Origin of the sequence: Dactylosporangium sp. NPDC050588 (genome assembly GCF_040654975.1) — a bacterium.
GTDB classification, from domain to species: Bacteria; Actinomycetota; Actinomycetes; order Mycobacteriales; family Micromonosporaceae; genus Dactylosporangium; species Dactylosporangium maewongense.
Genome location: NZ_JBFAJA010000051.1, coordinates 32,114 through 49,870, shown reverse-complemented (window position 1 = coordinate 49,870; position 17,757 = coordinate 32,114). Strand labels below are relative to the sequence as shown.

The 17,757-nt window shown below is 73.2% G+C and carries 17 protein-coding genes; 12 read left to right on the top strand and 5 right to left on the bottom strand.

What is annotated here, in order from left to right; genetic code table 11:
- The first annotated feature begins 214 nt into the window (after positions 1-214).
- The gene (locus tag AB0I21_RS31945; RefSeq protein WP_360566725.1) at positions 215-1,372 is read left to right on the top strand and encodes a multicopper oxidase domain-containing protein; all 1,158 of its coding nucleotides are present in this window, start codon (positions 215-217) and stop codon (positions 1,370-1,372) included.
- Positions 1,373-1,566: 194 nt separating this feature from the next.
- Here AB0I21_RS31945 and AB0I21_RS31940 read toward each other — a convergent pair whose 3' ends face one another.
- Together AB0I21_RS31940 and AB0I21_RS31935 are read right to left on the bottom strand one after the other, a co-directional pair.
- Complete coding sequence (locus tag AB0I21_RS31940; protein WP_360566724.1) at positions 1,567-2,799, bottom strand: HAMP domain-containing sensor histidine kinase; 1,233 nt, start codon at positions 2,797-2,799, stop codon at positions 1,567-1,569.
- Positions 2,796-3,458, bottom strand: coding sequence for a response regulator transcription factor (locus AB0I21_RS31935; protein WP_360566722.1), 663 nt, complete (start codon positions 3,456-3,458; stop codon positions 2,796-2,798). Before AB0I21_RS31935 ends, AB0I21_RS31940 begins: the two co-directional genes overlap by 4 nt.
- A gap of 160 nt (positions 3,459-3,618) precedes the next feature.
- Between AB0I21_RS31935 and AB0I21_RS31930 the strand changes: the two genes are divergently transcribed.
- Both AB0I21_RS31930 and AB0I21_RS31925 read left to right on the top strand, forming a co-directional pair.
- A complete protein-coding gene (locus AB0I21_RS31930) occupies positions 3,619-4,131 on the top strand; it encodes a DUF2231 domain-containing protein (RefSeq protein ID WP_360566720.1) in 513 nt (170 codons plus the stop codon).
- 259 nt (positions 4,132-4,390) lie between these two features.
- Positions 4,391-5,503 (top strand): hypothetical protein, encoded by a 1,113-nt coding sequence (locus AB0I21_RS31925; protein WP_360566718.1) that lies wholly within the window; start codon positions 4,391-4,393, stop codon positions 5,501-5,503.
- 74 nt (positions 5,504-5,577) lie between these two features.
- On the opposite strand, the gene AB0I21_RS31920 is transcribed toward AB0I21_RS31925, so the two are convergent.
- Both AB0I21_RS31920 and AB0I21_RS31915 read right to left on the bottom strand, forming a co-directional pair.
- Positions 5,578-8,151, bottom strand: a complete 2,574-nt coding sequence (locus tag AB0I21_RS31920) for an ATP-binding protein (RefSeq protein ID WP_360566716.1) — start codon at positions 8,149-8,151, stop codon at positions 5,578-5,580.
- 292 nt (positions 8,152-8,443) lie between these two features.
- Positions 8,444-8,743, bottom strand: a complete 300-nt coding sequence (locus AB0I21_RS31915) for a hypothetical protein (RefSeq protein WP_360566715.1) — start codon at positions 8,741-8,743, stop codon at positions 8,444-8,446.
- Positions 8,744-8,866: 123 nt separating this feature from the next.
- On the opposite strand from AB0I21_RS31915, the gene AB0I21_RS31910 reads away from it, so the two are divergent.
- From AB0I21_RS31910 to AB0I21_RS31870, 9 genes are all read left to right on the top strand, one after another.
- The gene (locus AB0I21_RS31910; RefSeq protein WP_360566714.1) at positions 8,867-9,715 is read left to right on the top strand and encodes a DUF4397 domain-containing protein; all 849 of its coding nucleotides are present in this window, start codon (positions 8,867-8,869) and stop codon (positions 9,713-9,715) included.
- Positions 9,716-9,798: 83 nt separating this feature from the next.
- Positions 9,799-10,419 (top strand): class F sortase, encoded by a 621-nt coding sequence (locus AB0I21_RS31905; protein WP_360566712.1) that lies wholly within the window; start codon positions 9,799-9,801, stop codon positions 10,417-10,419.
- Positions 10,420-10,516: 97 nt separating this feature from the next.
- Positions 10,517-11,710: an MFS transporter gene (locus AB0I21_RS31900; RefSeq protein WP_360566711.1), complete on the top strand. Its 1,194-nt coding sequence runs from the start codon at positions 10,517-10,519 to the stop codon at positions 11,708-11,710.
- Positions 11,711-11,731: 21 nt separating this feature from the next.
- Positions 11,732-12,472, top strand: a complete 741-nt coding sequence (locus AB0I21_RS31895) for a peptidylprolyl isomerase (protein WP_360566710.1) — start codon at positions 11,732-11,734, stop codon at positions 12,470-12,472.
- A 52-nt stretch (positions 12,473-12,524) separates the two neighbouring features.
- Positions 12,525-12,824, top strand: a complete 300-nt coding sequence (locus AB0I21_RS31890) for a GlsB/YeaQ/YmgE family stress response membrane protein (protein ID WP_360566708.1) — start codon at positions 12,525-12,527, stop codon at positions 12,822-12,824.
- A gap of 66 nt (positions 12,825-12,890) precedes the next feature.
- Positions 12,891-14,072, top strand: coding sequence for an MFS transporter (locus AB0I21_RS31885; RefSeq protein ID WP_360566706.1), 1,182 nt, complete (start codon positions 12,891-12,893; stop codon positions 14,070-14,072).
- Between the two features lie 193 nt (positions 14,073-14,265).
- On the top strand, positions 14,266-14,859 hold the full coding sequence (locus tag AB0I21_RS31880) for a hypothetical protein (protein ID WP_360566704.1): 594 nt from the start codon (positions 14,266-14,268) through the stop codon (positions 14,857-14,859).
- Between the two features lie 224 nt (positions 14,860-15,083).
- The gene (locus tag AB0I21_RS31875; RefSeq protein WP_360566702.1) at positions 15,084-15,560 is read left to right on the top strand and encodes a response regulator; all 477 of its coding nucleotides are present in this window, start codon (positions 15,084-15,086) and stop codon (positions 15,558-15,560) included.
- A gap of 282 nt (positions 15,561-15,842) precedes the next feature.
- Positions 15,843-16,748 carry a universal stress protein gene (locus AB0I21_RS31870; protein WP_360566700.1) on the top strand — a complete coding sequence of 302 codons (906 nt, stop codon included), beginning with the start codon at positions 15,843-15,845 and terminating at the stop codon, positions 16,746-16,748.
- A gap of 42 nt (positions 16,749-16,790) precedes the next feature.
- On the opposite strand, the gene AB0I21_RS31865 is transcribed toward AB0I21_RS31870, so the two are convergent.
- The gene (locus AB0I21_RS31865) at positions 16,791-17,696 is read right to left on the bottom strand and encodes a universal stress protein (protein WP_360566698.1); all 906 of its coding nucleotides are present in this window, start codon (positions 17,694-17,696) and stop codon (positions 16,791-16,793) included.
- Positions 17,697-17,757 lie beyond the last annotated feature (61 nt).

Sequence of the window (17,757 nt, the reverse complement as noted above, 5' to 3'; positions counted from 1 at the left end):
CCCGTTCCCCTGCCTGACGCACCCCCGTGCGCCGTCTTCGTCCCGCGCCGCACCGGCCGGGCGGACACGTCTGCCCGGAGAACGACGGCATCAGCCTCCGGAACGGATCGCCCCGCTGACCGCCTGCGGCCCGGGCGGCATCTGCTGTTGAACGAAGGGAATGCACCATGGCAAGGAACAGGATCGATCGCCGTACCCTGCTGCGAGGTGCCCGATGAGGGCGTGGCGCCTGGTCGAGGACGAGCCGGCGGAGCCGCAGCCCGCCCCCGAGCGTCCGCGTGCCGTCGGACGGTACCTGGTCGTCGCGGCGGTCATGCTGGTCGGCCTGGTCGGCGCCGGTGGATTGGCCGCCGCCCAGACCGGGATGTTCGCCGAGCGTCCGGACGGCTGCACCCAGCCTGACCGCAGCGTCCAGCTGTACGCGGTGGAGCTGCCCAAGGACGGCACACAGACCCGGATCGGCTACGGCCTCACCCCGGAGACGGCGTCCTACCCGGGCCCGCTGATGGAGATGATGGAGGGGGAGTGCCTCGCCATCACCCTGCACAACCAGGTGCCCGAGGCGACCCTGGCGGCGCTGCGCACCAACCCGAGCCACCCGCTCGGCGTCTCCCTGCACGTCCACGGGGTCAAGTACACCCAGGAGTCCGACGGCACGGTGCAGAGCGGGTCGTACGTCCCGCCGGGCGGCACCCGCACCTACACCTGGTACGCCCAGCCCCGTAACACCAAGACCGGGGCGCAGGGCACCGCCGGGTACTGGTGGTACCACGACCACGTGGTTGGTGGCCCGCACGGCACCCAGGGGCTCGCCGCCGGCCTCTTCGGCGGCCTGGTGGTCCGCCGCCCCGGCGACCCGAAACCGGACCGCACCTACACGGTCGTCTTCGGCAACCAGCAGAGCATCAACCTGCGTCGCGGCGCGGCCACCGACACCTGCGCGGAGGTGAACCCGCAGCCCGGCCCGACCTGCCTGGTCGCCCGCAAGGGGGAGCGGGTGGAACTGGTGGTGGTCGGCGCCGGCAACGACATGCACACCTTCCACCTGCACGGGCACTCTTGGGCGGACACCCGGACCGGGGTGGTGAGCAACGGGCAGCCGCTTGCCGACTCCGTGCCGATCATCGACACCAAGGTGCTCGGCCCGGCCCAGACGTTCGGGGTCAGCTTCGTCGCCGGCGACTCGGTCGGACCGGGGCACTGGATGCTGCACTGCCACATGCAGTTCCACTCCGACGCCGGCATGTCGACGATGCTGCACGTGCTGGACGAGAACGGGAACATGCCGTCCGGCATGGACCACCAGCACGCGGCCGCCGCCCCGGCGGCCGCCGCCGCACCCGCCACCGACGACGCCCACGTGCACAACTGACGGCCCGGGGCGGCCGGCCTCAGCGTCGAGGACCGGCCGCCCCGGGACCCCCACCGCACCCTGCGCCACGTACCGGTCCGCGCACGGAGTGAACGCCGCAGGCTCCCCGGAACCGACGAACACATCGACCGCCGTGGCTCGGACGATCCACCGTCCGCCGGTGCCGCGGGTGCGGGAACGGCTGATGCGATGTACTACTCCGCCGCTGCGGGGAGACGGATGGTGAAGGCGGCGCCTTCGCCCGGGCGGCCCGACGCCTCGATGGTTCCGCCGTGTCCGGTGACGACCTCTCGGGCGAGGGCGAGGCCGAGCCCGAAGCGGCGGTGATCGCCGTGGCCGCGCGCGAACCTGGCGAACAGCCGCTCGGCGTCGGCCGGGTCGAAGCCGGTGCCGTCGTCCCGGACGACGACGGTGACGAACGCGCCGTCGGTGCCGAGTTCGAGGCTCACGTGGCCGCCTTGCCGGGTGTGGCTGAGGGCGTTGTCGACCAGGGCGGTGAGCACGCGCCGTAGGGCGGCTTCGTGGCCGGGGACCGTCGAGGGTGCCCCGGTGCCGGGCAGCAGGGCCAGGTCGACGTCCTGTCCCCGGGCGCGATCGGCGTGGCAGGCGATGACGTCCGCGGCGACCGCCTCGAGGTCGACCGGAGCACGGGTGTCGTCGCGGCGGCTGAGCTGGGTGGACAGCAGCAGGTCCTCGACCACCTCACCGAGGTGCCGGGTACCGGTGACGAGCTGGTCGACGTCCGTGGTGACGTCCGTGACGTCCACGCCGGCCCGCAGATCCATCTGGAGCAGTTGCGCCCGGGTGTGCAGCTGGGTCAGTGGGGTGCGCAGTTCGTGGCTCGCGTCGGCGACGAACCGCCGTTGCCGGGCGAGGGCGTCCGCCAGGGGTGCCGTGGCGCGGCGGGCGAGCAACGCCGCGGACAGCAGCGCGATGAGCAGGCCGGCGAGTTCGCCGACGACGAGGGCGCCGAGCAGCCGCTCCCGCTCTTCGTGCTGCTCGTGCCGGCTCAGGACCACCTGTACGGTGCGGGCCCCTCGCGGCAGGGTCAGGGTCAGGTAGCCGCCTTCGCTGCCGGCGATGGTGCCGGCTTCGCTCACTCCGCCGGCGCCGACACGCTGGAGCGCACCTCGGTCGGGCAACTGCGTGGGCGCGCCCGGCGTGGCCCTGATGGCGCCGCCGGACTCCTGAATGAAGATCCACCCATCCGGCGGTGGATCGCCCACATCCTCCGCGTTCGCCGCGGTCTGCCGCAGCAGCGCCATCGAGGCGGTGTCCTGGCTGTGGGCCACCACGGCGAACGCCAGCCCGCCGAGGACCAGCAGGCTCACCGTGATCGCGGCCGCGGTCTGCACCGCGATGACACGGCGTGCCCGCGACAGCAGGTTCTGGTCCGGATCGGTCCCGGCGGCGCTCCGGCCCTTCATCCGCGCCCGAGCCGATAGCCCACACCCCGGACGGTGGCGACCGCGGCCGTCCCGAGTTTGCGTCGCAGGTAATGCACGTACGTGTCGACCAGCGCGACGGTGGCGGCCTCCGGAAACACCTGGAGCACGATCTCCTCCCGGGTGAACGCCCGCGCCGGGTGCCGGGCCAGCAGCCGCAGCAGGTCACTCTCGCGGCCGGACAGCGCCGCGATCGACCCGTCCGGAGCGGTCACCGTCCTCGTGATCAGGTCGAACGTCGCATCCCCGACCATCAGATGCGGCCCGGACCGGGAGTGCCCGCGCAGCAGCACCCGGACGCGAGCGAGCAACTCGTCGACCTCGAAGGGCTTGACGACGTAGTCCTCGGCGCCGGCGTCGAGTCCGGTCACCCGGTCCGGCACGGTCCCGAGGGCGGTCAGCACCAGCGCCGGAACGGTCACGCCGGTCCTGCGCAGCCGGCCGAGCAGGTCGAGGCCCTCGATGGCCGGGAGCCCCCGATCCAGGATCATCGCGTCGTACTGGCGGGTGAGCGCCAGATGCAGGCCGGCCTGGCCGTCAGGGGCGAGTTCGGGCTCGTGCCCGGCGCTGCGGAGCAGGCGCAGCAGCAGCGGGCCGAGTTCACGGTCGTCCTCGACCACCAGCACCCTCGCAGCGCTCATGCCCGCTCCGTGCTCCTCTCCTGCCCGGCCACCGGTCCAGCTTCTCCGCCGGAGATGGGAAAGTTCGAAGAATCGCTTCGTAGCATCTGCCGGGTCGTGAGCCGTGGGGCATGACACCGAACTCCTGCCACCGCGGCCATCGTTTCCGGAAGGAATCTCCATGGGCACGGTCAACGGACTGCCGGCACACATTCTGCTCGTACACGCCATTGTGGTGCTGCTCCCGCTCGCGGCTCTGCTGCTCGTGCTGACTGCCGTCTGGCCCGCGGCCCGCCGGCGGTTCGCCGGTCCGAACGCGATCCTGTCCGTGCTCCTCGTGGCACTCGTTCCCGTCACGACCAGCGCCGGCGAGTGGCTGGAGCACCGGGTCGAGGAGACCGCGCTGCTGGAGCGGCACACCGAGCTCGGTGACACCGCCATCTGGGCCGCCCTCCCGGTAGCCGTCCTGGCCCTGGCCATCTGGTGGCGGCAACGGGAGACGACGTCGCCGACGACCCGGCGCACCTACCTGGCGCCGCTGTCGGCCCCGATCACCAGGGCGATCGTCGTGCTGGCCGTCGTCATCGCCGGCTGGGCCGTCTTCGACACGTACCGCATCGGCGACTCCGGGGCGAAGGCCTCATGGAGCGGCACGTTCAGCACCGTCGGCCGGGACCGGGGCCACGGCGACTGATCGCCCGGCAGGCGTGCCGAGGCGGTCGTTCACGAACCTCACACCGCTGCGCCGTCCTGTGGTGCGGCGATGTGTCCCTCGTCGACCGCGGCCCACACGACCGGGCGGCCCGCAGCGTGGCTTCCACCTTCCGCGACGGGCCACCGGTGACGTCTGCGCCGCGCAGGCACGGTGGCGCCGCGGACCGTCGGTGAAGTCCCGGTGTCGTCGCCCTCGATGAGTGACCCGGGACGGCCGGACGCGTGCGACCGTGGGCGCTGTGACGACGCGCGACGTACGCTTCGGCGACGCGACGACCGGCACCGTCTCGCTGGACCGGCCGGTCCTGCGGCATCCGGCCAATCCGATCCTCACCGCGCGACAGGTCAACGCGGTCTGGCGTGAGCCGCACCTTCAGGTGGTCACCGTGCACAACGCGGGCGCGGCGAGGCTCGCGGACCGGACGGCGCTGCTGTTCCGGTCGCACCTGCGCTGCGGGATCAGCGTGCTCGGCCTCGCGGTCAGCGCCGACGGCGTCACGGACTGGACCGTGCACCCGCGGCCGGTGCTGTCGCCGGCGACCGAGCGGGACGCGTGCGTCGACGGCATCGACCGGCGGCACCTCGTCGACACCGAATCCGGCGGCGTCGAGGACGCCCGGATCAACCCGGTCGAGGGCACGTTCGCGGTCACGTACAGCGCCTACCACGCCGGGATTCGCAACCGGGTGCGCGTGTCGCTCGCCCTCACCGACGATCTCACCACGTTCACCAGGCACGGTCCGATGCTCGATCGGGACATGCGCAACGTGGTCGTGTTCCCGGAGCGGATCGGCGGGCGGTACGTCGGGCTGTTCCGGCCCAACGACGTCGGTCCGGGCGACGTCGGCGGCGTGTACACGCAGGTCAGGATCGGCTACGCGGACGACTTCCGGACCGGGCCGTGGGAGGTCGCCGACGAGCCGGTGCTGCGTACGGGCGTGGGCCCGAGCGCCTTCTCCGACAAGATCGGGCCGGGTGCGCCGCCGGTGCGCACGCCGCACGGCTGGCTCAACGTCTTCCACGGCGTACGCAGCACGATGGACGGCAATCCGTACGTGCTCGGCGTCGCCCTGCACGATCTCGACGACCCGAGCGTGGTGCGCGTGTCGAGCATCCCGATCCTGTTCCCGTCGCGCGCCGACTGCCACGTCCCCGACACCGACTACGTCCACGTGCCGAACGTGGTCTTCTCCTGCGGCCTGGTACGCGAGGCCGACGGCACGGTCGTCGTCTACTACGCCGGCAACGACACGGTCATGAACGTGGCCGTGACGCACGAGGACGTGCTGGCGGACCTGTGTCTGCGCTACGGCCAGGACCCTCTGACCGGTAGGCTGCTGTACACCGTCTGACCGCGTGGAGAGCCCCGCAGACCCCCTCGATGTCGGCGATGGACGCCGTCCGCTCGAAGCGTCGCGGAGCCGCGTCAGTACGGCCGCGGGCCGGGGGCCTGCGCTGCTGTGTGGTCCAGGACGCGGGTGACCGTGCGCAGGAGCTGGTGGGCACTGACCGGTTTGGTGAGCAAGGTCGCGCCGGCCGGGATGGCGCTGCGGCTGGCGAGGATCGTCTCGGTGTATCCGGACAGATAGATGACGGGCAGTCCTGGTCGGGCGCGGTGCAGTGCGGCGGCGAGGGCGGGTCCGTGCGTGTCGGGCAGGATCACGTCGGTGAGCAGCAGCGCGATGTCGGGGTCGGCCGCGGCGAGCCGCTGGGCGTCGGTGACCGTGGCGGCGGACAGGACCGTGTAGCCGGCGTTGTGCAGGACGCGTTCGGTGATCGCGCGGAGGTTGTCGTCGTCCTCGACGAGCAGGATCGTCTCGCCGGCGCCCGGCCGGTGCTGCTCCGCCGGCGTGGCGTCCGGTTCGGTGAGGTCATCGGTGACCGGCAGCAGCGTGATGATGGTCGTGCCGTGGCCTGGTTCGGAGTAGATCTGTGCGTGGCCGCCGGCCTGGGTGACGATGCCGTAGATGGTGGCCAGGCCGAGGCCGGTGCCGTGGCCCTTGGGTTTCGTGGTGAAGAACGGTTCGAAGGCGCGCTCCAGGGTGGCCCGGTCCATGCCGGTGCCGGTGTCGCTGACTCGCAGCCGCATGTAGCGGCCGGTTCGTGTGCCCGGGTGCTGGGCGGCGTAGTGCTCGTCGACGGTGACAGGTGCGGTCTCGATGGTGAGGATCCCGCCGCCGGGCATGGCGTCGCGGGCGTTGACGGCCAGGTTCACCAGGACCTGCTCGAGGCGGCCGGGGTCGGCGCTGATCGGCCACGGCTGCGCGGTGAGGTCGGTGATGAGGGTGATGTCCTCGCCGAGAGCGCGCCGCAGCAGGGTGCCGAGGTCGGCGACGATGGTGTTGAGGTCCAGGACCCGGGTCTCGGGTGCGGGGTCGGCGCGGGCGAACGACAGCAGCTGCCGGGTGAGGGCGGTCGCGCGGTCACCGGCGGCGACGATCTCGGTCAGGTCGGCGTGCAGGGTGCGCCAGGCGGGGTCAGCGGCGGCGGCCGGCTCCAGGTCCGCGGCGGCCATGCCGGCGTAGCCGTTGATGATGCCGAGGAGGTTGTTGAAGTCGTGCGCGACCCCGGCGGCGAGCTGTCCGAGGCTTTCGAGGCGGTCGGACTGGCGCAGGCGTCGTTGCAGGTGCTCGCGTTCGGTGACGTCGGTGATGACGGCGCAGCGGACCTTCCGCCCGGCGAAGGACGTCAGGTAGGTGGTGACGCTGACCTCGGTGATGGTGCCGTCGTGCTTGAGGTGGCGCTGCGGCTGGTCACGTTCGACCGGCTCGGCTGCCGCGGTGCCGGCTGCCGGCACGGTGGGGTCCTGCGCCGCGAGCAGGCCGGTGTAGGTCATCGTGAGCAGGGCGTCTTCGGGCCGGCCGTAGTACGCGACAGCGGCGGCGTTCGCGGCGACGATGTCGAGGGTGCCGGCGTCGAAGACCACAACGGGGTTGGGGCTGGCGTCGAACATCTGCCGGTAGTTGCGTTCGTGCTCCTGGGCAGCTGCTTCGGCGCGGCGGCGTTCCCGCAGTTCCCGGTCGACGGTGGCCAGCAGCGTGGTGAAGTCCTCGCCGAGTTCGGCGACCTCCCGCGGGCCGGACACCGTGACGGTCGTGTCCAGGTTGCCGGAGGCGGTGGCGGTACGTACCGCGGTGCGGAGCCTGCCGATCGGGGCGGTGACGTGCCGCTGCACGACCATGGTGGCCAGCAGTCCCGCGAGCAGGCCGAGCGCCACGATCAGGGCCTGGCGCCGGGCCAGCCGGTCGGCGCCGGCCAGCGCGGCCGACCGGTCCGCGCCGGCCAGGACCTGCCAGCCGGAGCCCTCGACGGCCGTCCGGCCGTACAACCGGGGCAGCCCCGTCACGTCGACCCCGGCACCGGTATCGACATCGGTCATCGCGAATCGGCTGTCGCGCACCGGGGTGCCGGCCCACCGCGACCCATCGGGCCACCGCGTCAGCACGATCGAGCCGTCCTCGGTGGTGATCACGAATTCCAGGTGGCGGGGTCCGCCGAACAGATTGCCCGCCGCCGCGCCGAGGGCGGTCAGGTCGACGAACGCGGCGACCAGGCCGAGTCCGGGGATCACGGCGGTGACCAGGAAGGCGGGTCGTCCGGTGCGGTCGTCGCGGACCGGCGCCACGGCCTGCGGCGTGCGCACCGCGGCGGGCAGCCACGACGCCTTGGTGTAGGCGTTCGCCGGTCGACCGTCGGGCGGTGGCCTGGACGAGCACGCGATGGTCCCGTCAGGGCGCAGGACGTCCAGGTGCCCGTCGTCGGCACCGCCGAGGGAGAACGCCAGCCGGCAGGCGCTCGGGTCGGCGAACACCTGCGCCACGCCCGCGCTGGACGCGACGGACTCGACGGTGCCGCGCACGACGGCGAGGTGCTCGCCGATCTGCCGCGCCGCCAGACGGGCCGCCGTCGACGCGTCCGCCCGGGCGGCGGACACCGCGTCGTGGCGGGCCTGCACCCACCCCGCACATATTCCTGCGCCGGCCGTGACCACGAACAGCATCAACAGCCCGATCAGGTATGACCGCAGCGGCCATCGCCTTCTACGGCGCAAGGTCCCCACCGGTCCCGGTGGGGCCGCAACCGGGCGGGTCTCCCGCGTGCTCATATGGCGGCTACCTTCCCGGCATCCACGCCGGTCCGCCGCCCGGTCCGGAAGCGGCGGATGCACAGCAGAGGCCAGCTCGCGGCCGATCACCCACCGCACCGAGGGCGCGCCGACGCGTACTCGCCCAAGACGTTACGCCGTCCGCCGACCCGCATGGCCCGAATCAGCGGCGGTCACATCAAGAAGATCAACAGGCTCTGCTGGCCAGGTAGGCCTGGGCCAACTGGTGCAGGCGGGTCCTGTCGAAGCTGTGCCCGTGGCCGGGATGGACGACGGACACGTCGAGGTCGGCGAGGAACTGCATGCTGCGCCGGTAGGCGGCCACGTCGGAGTTCGGCAGGTCGTCGAGCATCAGCTCCGGGACGGGTTCGCCCGCCGCGTCGATCCCCAGCTTGTCGTAGAGCTCCGCGCCGTACAGGCTCGCCGGTACACCCGCTGCCAGCGCGGCGACGCCCGGCTCGACCGCATCGAAGCAGGTACGTGTCACGACCCCCGGCTGGATGCGATTCGTGGCAAGTCCCACCGCCTGAATCCGCGACGCCCTCCGGCGCACGAAGGACCTGGCGACGGAGCAAGCCGCTCGCGTGTCCGGAACTGGAAGGGCTTCACCATGAGCATTCGTCTGACATTGCGCCGCATCGCCGCCGGAGCCGGGGCGCTCGGCGCCGTCGCCGCGGCCACACTGCTGGTCGCGTCGCCGGCGCACGCCGCCGGGTCGAGCAAGGTGTCGGTGGTGCACGGGATTCCGGGCCAGCCGGTCGACGTGTACGTCAACGGCAAGAAGACCCTCGACAACTTCCAGCCGTCGAAGGTCGCCGGGCCGCTCGACCTGCCGGCCGGCAAGTACGACATCGTCATCGTCAAGCCCGGCGACCCGGTCACCAGCCCCGTCGTCAAGGTCGACCAGGCGGCCGTGCCCGCCGACGCGAACATCAGCCTGGTGGCGCACCTGACGGCCGACGGCAAGCCGACGCTGACCCCGTTCGTCAACGACACGAAGACCCTCGCCCCGGGCAAGGCCCGGCTGGTCGTGCGGCACACGGCGGCGGCGCCGGCCGTCGACGTGCGGGCGGGCGGCCAGCCGGTGTTCAAGAACCTCACCAACCCGAACGAGGCCAAGGCCGACCTGGCGGCCGGGACGGTGAGCGCCGACGTCGTGCTGGCCGGGACGAGCACGGTGGCGATCCCCGCCGCGGACGTCAACCTGGCCGAGGGCACCTCGACGATCGTCTACGCCGTCGGCTCCGCGGAGGGCAAGACCCTCGGGGTGGTGGCCCAGACCATCACCGGCCTGCACGGCACGCCCGGAAGCGTCAACTCCGGCACCGGCGGCACCGCCGACCGGGGCCCCGCCGCCTGGACCTACGCGGCGGCGGGCGCCGGGCTGATGCTGCTGCTCGGCGGTGCCCTGGTCCTGCGCCGCGGCGCACGACGGGTGGTCGGCGGGGTCCGGGCGTGATGCCGGCCCGGTCGAGCGACGGCGCGTCCCCGCAGACTGCTGCGGGGGCGCGCCCCGGCCGGCCGGCGGCCTGGGTCGCCGTGATGATCGGAGCCGTGCTGCTCGCTGGTGCCGCGGTCGCGGCCTGCGCGCAGCGACCGGCGCCGACGGTCGGAGCGGCCGGCGCGGCGGCGCTCGCCTCCGCGACACCCTCCCCGTCCGGCGGCGGTGTGCCGATCGTCGCCGGCGCGCCGCCGCCCGCGGTCGCCGCGGTGCCACCGGCCCGGCTGCGCATCGGGAAGCTCGGCGTGAACGCGACCGTGAACCCTGTCGGCGTGGACGAGCGCACCGGCGACTTCGCGGTGCCGCCGAGCGTCGACGTCGTCGGCTGGTACCGGTACGGGCCGGGGCTGGAGGCCACCGCCGGGTCGATCGTCATCGCCGGGCACGTCGACAGCGCCCAGCAGGGTGGCGGGGCCTTCTTCAAGCTGCGCGACCTCGGCCCGGGCGACCGGATCGACGTCACCGGCGGCGACGGCACCGTGCACCGGTTCGGTGTCGTGGCCCGCGAGATCCACCCGAAGACGGCGATCCCGCTGCAGCGGTACTTCGCCCGTGACGGCGCCGTGCGACTCACCCTCATCACCTGCGGCGGCCCGTTCGACAGCGCGACCAGGCATTACCGCGACAACGTCGTGATCACCGCCCAGCCGATCGCGACCTGACCAGATCTTGCCGGTGGTGGTTGTCGGTTTCGGCCGGTCGCCGTTCGTCATCCAGGTGGGGCCCGACCGGGGTCCGTTCCGGGAGTGGGTGGCGTGCATGACCGTCAGTGACCAGACCATCATCGATCAGCCGGCCGTGAGGACGCCGGGGCGGTGGGCCGTGACCGCCGTGTTCTTCCTCAACGGGCTCACGCTGTCGACCTACATCGTGCGGGCGCCCTCGATCAAGGACGCCCACCAGCTCAGCGACGGGCGGTTCGGCTTTACCGGGCTGCTGTTCGCGGGTGCCGCGCTGGCCTGCATGCAGTTCGTCGGGCCGCTGACCGCCCGGGTGGGGGCCCGGGCGGTGCTGCGCGTGACCCTCGCGGTCATGCCGCTGCTGCTGGCCGGCATCGCTGTGGCGCCCGGCCCGTGGTGGTTCACCGCCCTGGCGACCCTGCTCGGCGCGGTCCACGGCACCACCGACGCGGCGATGAACACCAGCGCGGTCGCCGTCGAACGCCGGGCCGGGCGCCCGGTCCTCAACGGCTGCCACGCGGCCTGGAGCATCAGCGCGGTCGTCGCGTCGCTGTCCACCGCCGCCCTGGCGCACGCCGGGGTCTCGCTCGCCGCCCACCTCGTCACCGCCGGCGCCCTGCTGCTGGCCGCCGGTCTCGCGCTCGGACCCCGGCTGGTGCCGGAGAACGGGCGCGGGGAAGCCGAGGCCGGCGGCCCGGCCGGGCAGGACGGCGCCGCCGCCGGCCCGCGGACCGGCTGGAGCGGCGCCCTGATCGTGCTGGGCCTGACCGCCACCGCGATCATGGTCTATGAGGGTGCGGTGCTCGGCTGGGGCGGCATCTTCCTGCATCAGGAGCGGCACGCCGGCCTCAGCCTGGCCGCGGCGGCGATCACGGCGTACACCGGCGGCCAGACCGCGGGAAGGCTGGTCGGCGACCGGCTCACCGGCCGCTGGGGCGGCAACACGCTGTTCCGCCTCGGCGCGGCGATCGCCGCGGGCGGCTTCGCGGTCGCCGTGCTGACGCCGCACCCGGCCGCGGCGGTGGCCGGTTTCGCCCTGGCGGGGCTGGGTGCCTCGGTGCTGATACCGCTGACCTTCAGCGCGGTCGGCCGGCTGCGGGGCGCTCCGGCGGCGACCCTGATCTCGCGGCTGACCACGTTCACCTACACCGGGATCCTGCTCGGTCCGGCCCTCATCGGCTGGGTCGCCGACCAGGTCGGTCTCGCCGTCACCATGGCCGCGCTGATCCCGCTGCCGCTCGTCGTGGCCCTGGCTCCCCGCCCTCCGGCCTGACAGGTGTCGTACTGTGCACGCATGATTCGTCGACCGCATGGCCTGCTGAGCGCGGCGGTGGCCGTGTCGCTGCTCGCCGGGTGCACCACGGCATCGTCGCCAGGGCAGCAGTTCGGTCAGCGGATCGCCCCATCCGCGTCGTCATCGTCATCATCATCGCCGCCGTCGTCGGCTGCCGCCGGCGCGTGCCGCTGGTCGCCGGTCGCCGCCGGTAACCAACCGGCCATCAAGGACGTCGGCACACCGCCGGCCACGGTCCCCGGTGGCACCAAGGCGACCATGACGCTGACCACCAGTCTCGGCGTGGTCGAGATCGCGATGGAGGCCAAGGCCGCCCCGTGTGCGGTGGCCAGCTTCGCCTATCTGGCCGGCAAGAAGTTCTTCGACGGCACCGCCTGCCACCGCCTCACGACGGCCGGGCTGTTCGTCCTGCAGTGCGGCGACCCGTCCGGCACGAGCACCGGCGGCCCCGCGTACCAGTTCGCGGAGGAGAACCTCGGCACCCAGCCCGGCTACCGGCGCGGCTCGGTGGCCCTGGCCCGCACCGATAAACCTGGGACGAGCGGCAGCCAGTTCTTCATCAACTACGACGACAACCCGATGCTCCCCGCGGACTACACCCGCTTCGGCACCGTCACCAAGGGCATGGACGTCATCGACAAGGTCGCCGACGGCGGCGTCAAACCCGGCGGCAGCAGCCCGGACGACGGCGCCCCGAAGGTCGCGATCGTCCTGCAGCGGGTGACCGTCGTCTACAGCTGACTTGCGCGGCTGCGGCACAATGCGAGGCGGATCGGGACGAGGAGGTCGCTCGGTGGGTGCACAGGATTACGTGTCCGCGATCGTGTTCGGTGCGGTCATCGGTGTCGTCGCGCGGATCCTGCTGCCGGGCCGCCAGCCGATCGGCCTGATCCTGACCGTGCTGATCGGGATGGGTGCCGCCGTCGCCGGCACGTGGGCCGCCGACCGGTGGGACATCAGCAGCGACAAGGTCCTGGTGGTGGCCGGTCACCGGTACGACTGGCTGGTCATCGGCGTGCAGGTCGCCATCGCCGTGGTCGGTGTCGCCATCGCCGCGTTGCTGGCCCGCGCGTTCTCCTCGGATGACGACTGAACGTCCGCGAGTCGTGGATCACGTTCGGAGGCGGAGCCGGCCCGGGCCGTGACAGAGTCGGTGCCGATGCATCCGCGTACCGAACTCGTCGCCACGTTCGCCCTGGCGGCTCTGGCCTTCATCGTCGTCACCGGCGAGACCACCCCGATCGGGCTGATCAGCGACATCGCCTCTGGCGTCGGTAGCACCGAGAGCCGGGTCGGGCTGACGGTCAGCTGGTATGCCCTGGTCGCCGGCGGCACCGCGGTCCCGCTGACACGGTGGACGGCCCGGTTCGACCGCCGCTGGGTCCTGGCCGCGAGCACGGCGGCGTTCAGCGTCGGGCACGTCGCGTCCGCCGCCGCCGGCAACCTCACGGTCCTCGCCGCCGGCCGCGGGCTCGCCGCGGTCGGGCACGGGCTGTTCTTCGCGCTCGCCGCACCCACCGCCCAGCGCCTCGCCCGCCCGTCGACGCGTGGGCGCGCGGCCGGACGGGTGATGGTCGGCGGCGCGGCGGCGCTCGTCGTCGGCACGCCGCTCGCCACCGGCCTGGGCCAGCTCGCCGGCTGGCGGGTCGCCCTGCTCGCCATCGCCGCGGTGTCGCTGCTGCTCGCCGTGGCCGTGCTCTTCCTGGTGCCGTCCGTCGCGGACGAGCCCGGCACCCCCGCGGACCATCCCCGCCTGCCCGAGGTGCTGCGGCTGCCCGGGCTCGTCCCCGTCCTCGGCGTGCTGCTCGCCACGGTGGTCGGACACTTCGCCCTGTTCACCTACGTGGCCCCGTTCGCGGCCGAACGACTCGGTTTGCACGGCACCACCTTGACCGTGCTGCTGCTGGTGTACGGCATATGCGCGGTCATCGGCAGCAACCTCGGCGGCCGGCTCAGCGACACCCGCCCGATCGCCGGCACCCGCGCGGCGTCGGTGGTCTTCGTGGTGGCGCTCGCCGGCGTCTGGTCGGCGGGTCTGGCGGCGGCCCCGTACGCCGGCGTGCCGATGCTGCTCGTGTGGGGCGGCACCTTCTCCGTCCTCGTGGTGGCGACCTCCCTGGCGGTCCTGCGGCGCGCCCCGGGTCGAGCCGCCGAACCGGCCAACGCCGTGTACGGCATCGTCTTCCAGATCGGCATCGTCTCCGGCTCGGCCCTCGGCTCATGGTGCTACGCGGCCGGCTCGGTGACGGCGATCCCACTCGTGGCCATGGCCGCCGGCGCGGTCGCCCTGGCCCTCGTCGCGACGTCGGGCCAAGCCTTCCGCGCCGCCGACCCCGGCTGAGCCGCACAACCATGCCGCTGGTGGACGACCAGCGACACCCCTTCGCCGGTTCGGCCACCACGAGACGAGGTCGTGGTTGCGTCGATTCTTGCGTCGAATTCGACGTGGGAACAGAATGCGGAGGGTCGTTGCGCGACGGCCACCTGCGGGTCTCGTGCCGCCGGGACATCGTTGACGTGCCGGAGGGTGTCGAATGGACCTGGACGACGCCTCCGCGCCGGGACCGCTGCGGCAGATCATCCACCGTGTGAGCCAGGAGCTGCACGGTCGCGGCATCCTGGCGCCGCGGTGGCTCGTGCAGGCCGTCGTCGAGCGGCACCTCACGACCGCCCGCCCGCTGGCGCTGGACGTGAACGGTCTCGATGCCGCGACCGCCCAGGCCCTGGCCATCGCGATCACCGACACCGTCGTCGCGACGGTGTCCGGGCCGGCGTCCCCCGGCTCCCCCGCGGTGCTGGACCTCGACGAGGCCGGCGGCCTCTTCGTCGCTCTCGGCGTCACCACCCACTGCGCCCTGCTCAACGCCGCCCGGCCGCAGCCGGCGTTGGCGGCGATCCTGGGGCGCGTGGCCAGCTGCATGATGATGATCGGATCGGCCGCCGAGGACGCGCACCGGGCCGACGACGCGGCACTGCTGCTTCCGGCGGACACGATCGAGCTGGCGCGTGAGGCGCTGGCGGGCACCCTGACGGAGCTGCGGGCCGATCGGTGGACCGTTGCCGGCGACGAGGACGCCCGCGCAGCCGTCGTGGTCCTGCTGGAGGCGGGGCTGTCCCGCCTGCGCTGACAGCGGGGTGGGCACCGGGGAGTCCCGGCGGTCGACCGGCGGCGCAGGTTTCCCGGTCCGAGTCTTCGGGCAAGCTGCACCGGTGCCGTACTGTACCGCTGTCAAGGTCGCCGGCAGCGCCGGCGCACACCGGAGGGGTGACCGAGGCCTGTCGGCCCGAACGGCCGGCATCGACGCTCCGACCACGCCGCCCGGCGGCGGACCAACCAGCAGAGAGCACCGCGATGCCGACTGAGCCATCCGTCCTGCAGGTCCTGCTCGTCGAGGACGACCCCGCCGACGTGGCGCTGATGGAGAGCGTCTTCGAAGACCACAGCATCCGCAGCGAGCTGCACCACGTGGCCGACGGCGGGGAAGCGTTGGCGTTCCTGCACCGGGAGGAGCCGTACACCGACGCACCCCGGCCCGACCTGATCCTGCTGGACCTGAACATGCCGCGCGTCGACGGCCGCCAGGCGCTCACGCTCATCAAGCAGGAGGACAAGCTCAAGTCGATCCCGGTCATCGTGTTCACCACGTCGTCGACGGAGAGCGACATCGCGGCCAGCTACTCCCGCAACGCCAACGCGTTCGTCACCAAGCCGATCGACCTCGACCAGTTCGAGCGCGTCGTCGCCGAGATCCGCAACTTCTACGGCCACACCGTCACCCTGCCCAGTCGCGTCTCCGACGTCAGCCGCCTCGACGCTGACGACGAGTAGTCCGGCCCGCCGGGCCGGCCCGGCTGACCACGCACTTCAGCAACGGTCTCACGGCCGTTCGGATGTACTTCCCACCCGACCGGATGGGAAGCCATGACGCCATTCGCGGCATCGCGTAAAGCCCGCCAACCGGGCACGCGACGGCCGGCACGGATGGTGCCGTACCGCCGAGGAAGGCGGCCGAACGTCCCGGCGGCGGCGGGTAGTTCGGCCATGACCCGGGCGTCGCGCCGGTGGCACGTTGGGAGGTGTGAGCCCCGCCGACATGACAGGAGCCGTGCCATGACCGTCCAAGCCCGGCCGGTGCTCGTCGGCCTCGACGACGCCGACGACGAACTGGTGGCCGTGCGGGCCGGAGCCGTCGAGGCGCGGCTACGTGACCAGCCGCTGCATCTGTTCTCGGCGTTCGCCCCGCCGCCCCCGGATGCGCTGCCCGAAGCGCGGTGGCAACCCCGTGACGAGGCACTGGCCCGGATGATGCGGGCGGTCGCCTTGGCGGGCCGGTCGATCGACGTCGACGCCCGGATGGTCTGTGGCGACCTCGCCGGCGCCCTGGTCGCCCAGGCACCGCATGCGTCGCTGGTCGTCCTGGCCGCGGCGGCGGTCCGCCCGGACGGCGACTCGGAGGCATGCCCGGTGGCTCGCCGCAGCGCCGTGCCAGTGCTCGTGGTGCCGGCGCGGCCGGCGACGCAGGGCGCCCCGGTGACGGCCGGGCTGGCCGGCGGCGCCGCGTCCGACGCGGTCCTGGAGTTCGCCTTCGATGAGGCAGCGCGCCGCGGGGTGCCACTGCGCGTGGTCCACCTGAGCGACGCCGCGACGGCGCGGCACTGGCACCGGTCCGACTTCCTGGCGGGCCTGTCCGTGCCGGCGCCGGCGGCGATCGGGTTGACGCCGACCGACGTGGCCGAGCGGCTCCTGGCGGAGACGCTTGCCGGCTGGCCGGCCCGGTTCCCGGACGTGCCGATCGAACGGTGCGTCGTTCACGGCCCCGACGTGGAGCACGGCATCGCGGCCCTGACACGGGACGCCTGCATGATGGTGGTGGCCGCGCGGAGCCGGCTCGAGACAGGCGCGCGGATCCTCGGCCCGGTCACAGGTGGACTGCTGCGCGATGCGGGCTGCCCCGTGGCGGTCGTCGCCGCTGCGGACCGGCTGCTGAGCGCGCCGGACGGCGACATCTGCGGGTAGTCGAGCGAACGGTCGGGCACGTCGCCGGGGTCAGGAGCCGTGCTACGACGGTCCGGGCCTCCCGTGGCGGACGACGGCGACGGGGCAGGCCGCGTGCTGGACGGTGGTGAGCGACACCGAGCCCAGCAGCAGCCCCGTGAACCCGCCGCGGCCGCGGGAACCGACCACCAGCAGCCGGGCGCCGGCGGACCGGTCCACGAGGACCTCGGAGGCACGGCCGCGCACGGTGATCGTGCGGAAGTCGACGTCTGGGTACTTCTCCCGCCACCCGGCAGTGGACTCGGCCAGGGTGCGCTGCACGTCCTCGCCCTGGTCGTCGGCGTCGACGATCAGCGGCAGCGGGCCGTCGGGGCGGCCGGACGAGCCCGCCCGCCGGTGGGCCAGGACCGCCGTCAGACCGGCGCCGCACGACGACGCGTGCTCGAACGCGAACCGCAGCGCGTCGCCGGCGTCGTGTGAGCCGTCGACCCCGACCACGACCCGTCCCGCTTCCGGGCCGGGCGGGCGGTCGAGGTGCCGCACGACCACGACCGGGCAGGGGGCATGCGTGGCGACCTGCGTGCTGACCGAGCCCAGCAGGAGACCGGCGAAGCCGCCGTGGCCGCGGCTGCCGACCACCACCTCGGCGGCGGTCCTGGCGGTGTCCAGCAACGCCACCGCGGCCGGCTCCGCCCGGGTGGCCGTGGTGAGCCGCACTGTGGGCGCGGCAGCTCTCGCCCGGTCGGCGGCCTCGTCGACGATCTGCGCGGCCGCCTCCTGGATCCCGAGCTCGAACGGTGACGGCGACGGCGCGACAACCGGCGCGTAGATCGGCGGCGGCCACTGGAACGCGTGCAGGATGTGCATCGGCCGGCCCCGGCGCACCGCCTCCGCGGCTGCCCAGTCGACAGCTTCCAGGCTCGGAGGGGAGCCGTCGACGCCGACGACGACGGTGTGTTCGGCAACCATGGTGACCTCCCTTGACGGTGCTACGGGGTGAGTTCCTCCGCGGAGCGCGGCGTGGCGGCCG

Bases quoted from the DNA above. Each gene is read 5' to 3' on its own strand.
- AB0I21_RS31945 (WP_360566725.1), top strand. From the start codon at position 215: ATGAGGGCGTGGCGCCTGGTCGAGGACGAGCCGGCGGAGCCGCAGCCC.
- AB0I21_RS31940 (WP_360566724.1), bottom strand. From the start codon at position 2,799: ATGAAGGGCCGGAGCGCCGCCGGGACCGATCCGGACCAGAACCTGCTG.
- AB0I21_RS31935 (WP_360566722.1), bottom strand. From the start codon at position 3,458: ATGAGCGCTGCGAGGGTGCTGGTGGTCGAGGACGACCGTGAACTCGGC.
- AB0I21_RS31930 (WP_360566720.1), top strand. From the start codon at position 3,619: ATGGGCACGGTCAACGGACTGCCGGCACACATTCTGCTCGTACACGCC.
- AB0I21_RS31920 (WP_360566716.1), bottom strand. From the start codon at position 8,151: ATGCTGTTCGTGGTCACGGCCGGCGCAGGAATATGTGCGGGGTGGGTG.
- AB0I21_RS31910 (WP_360566714.1), top strand. From the start codon at position 8,867: ATGAGCATTCGTCTGACATTGCGCCGCATCGCCGCCGGAGCCGGGGCG.
- AB0I21_RS31905 (WP_360566712.1), top strand. From the start codon at position 9,799: ATGATCGGAGCCGTGCTGCTCGCTGGTGCCGCGGTCGCGGCCTGCGCG.
- AB0I21_RS31900 (WP_360566711.1), top strand. From the start codon at position 10,517: ATGACCGTCAGTGACCAGACCATCATCGATCAGCCGGCCGTGAGGACG.
- AB0I21_RS31895 (WP_360566710.1), top strand. From the start codon at position 11,732: ATGATTCGTCGACCGCATGGCCTGCTGAGCGCGGCGGTGGCCGTGTCG.
- AB0I21_RS31885 (WP_360566706.1), top strand. From the start codon at position 12,891: ATGCATCCGCGTACCGAACTCGTCGCCACGTTCGCCCTGGCGGCTCTG.
- AB0I21_RS31880 (WP_360566704.1), top strand. From the start codon at position 14,266: ATGGACCTGGACGACGCCTCCGCGCCGGGACCGCTGCGGCAGATCATC.
- AB0I21_RS31875 (WP_360566702.1), top strand. From the start codon at position 15,084: ATGCCGACTGAGCCATCCGTCCTGCAGGTCCTGCTCGTCGAGGACGAC.
- AB0I21_RS31870 (WP_360566700.1), top strand. From the start codon at position 15,843: ATGACCGTCCAAGCCCGGCCGGTGCTCGTCGGCCTCGACGACGCCGAC.
- AB0I21_RS31865 (WP_360566698.1), bottom strand. From the start codon at position 17,696: ATGGTTGCCGAACACACCGTCGTCGTCGGCGTCGACGGCTCCCCTCCG.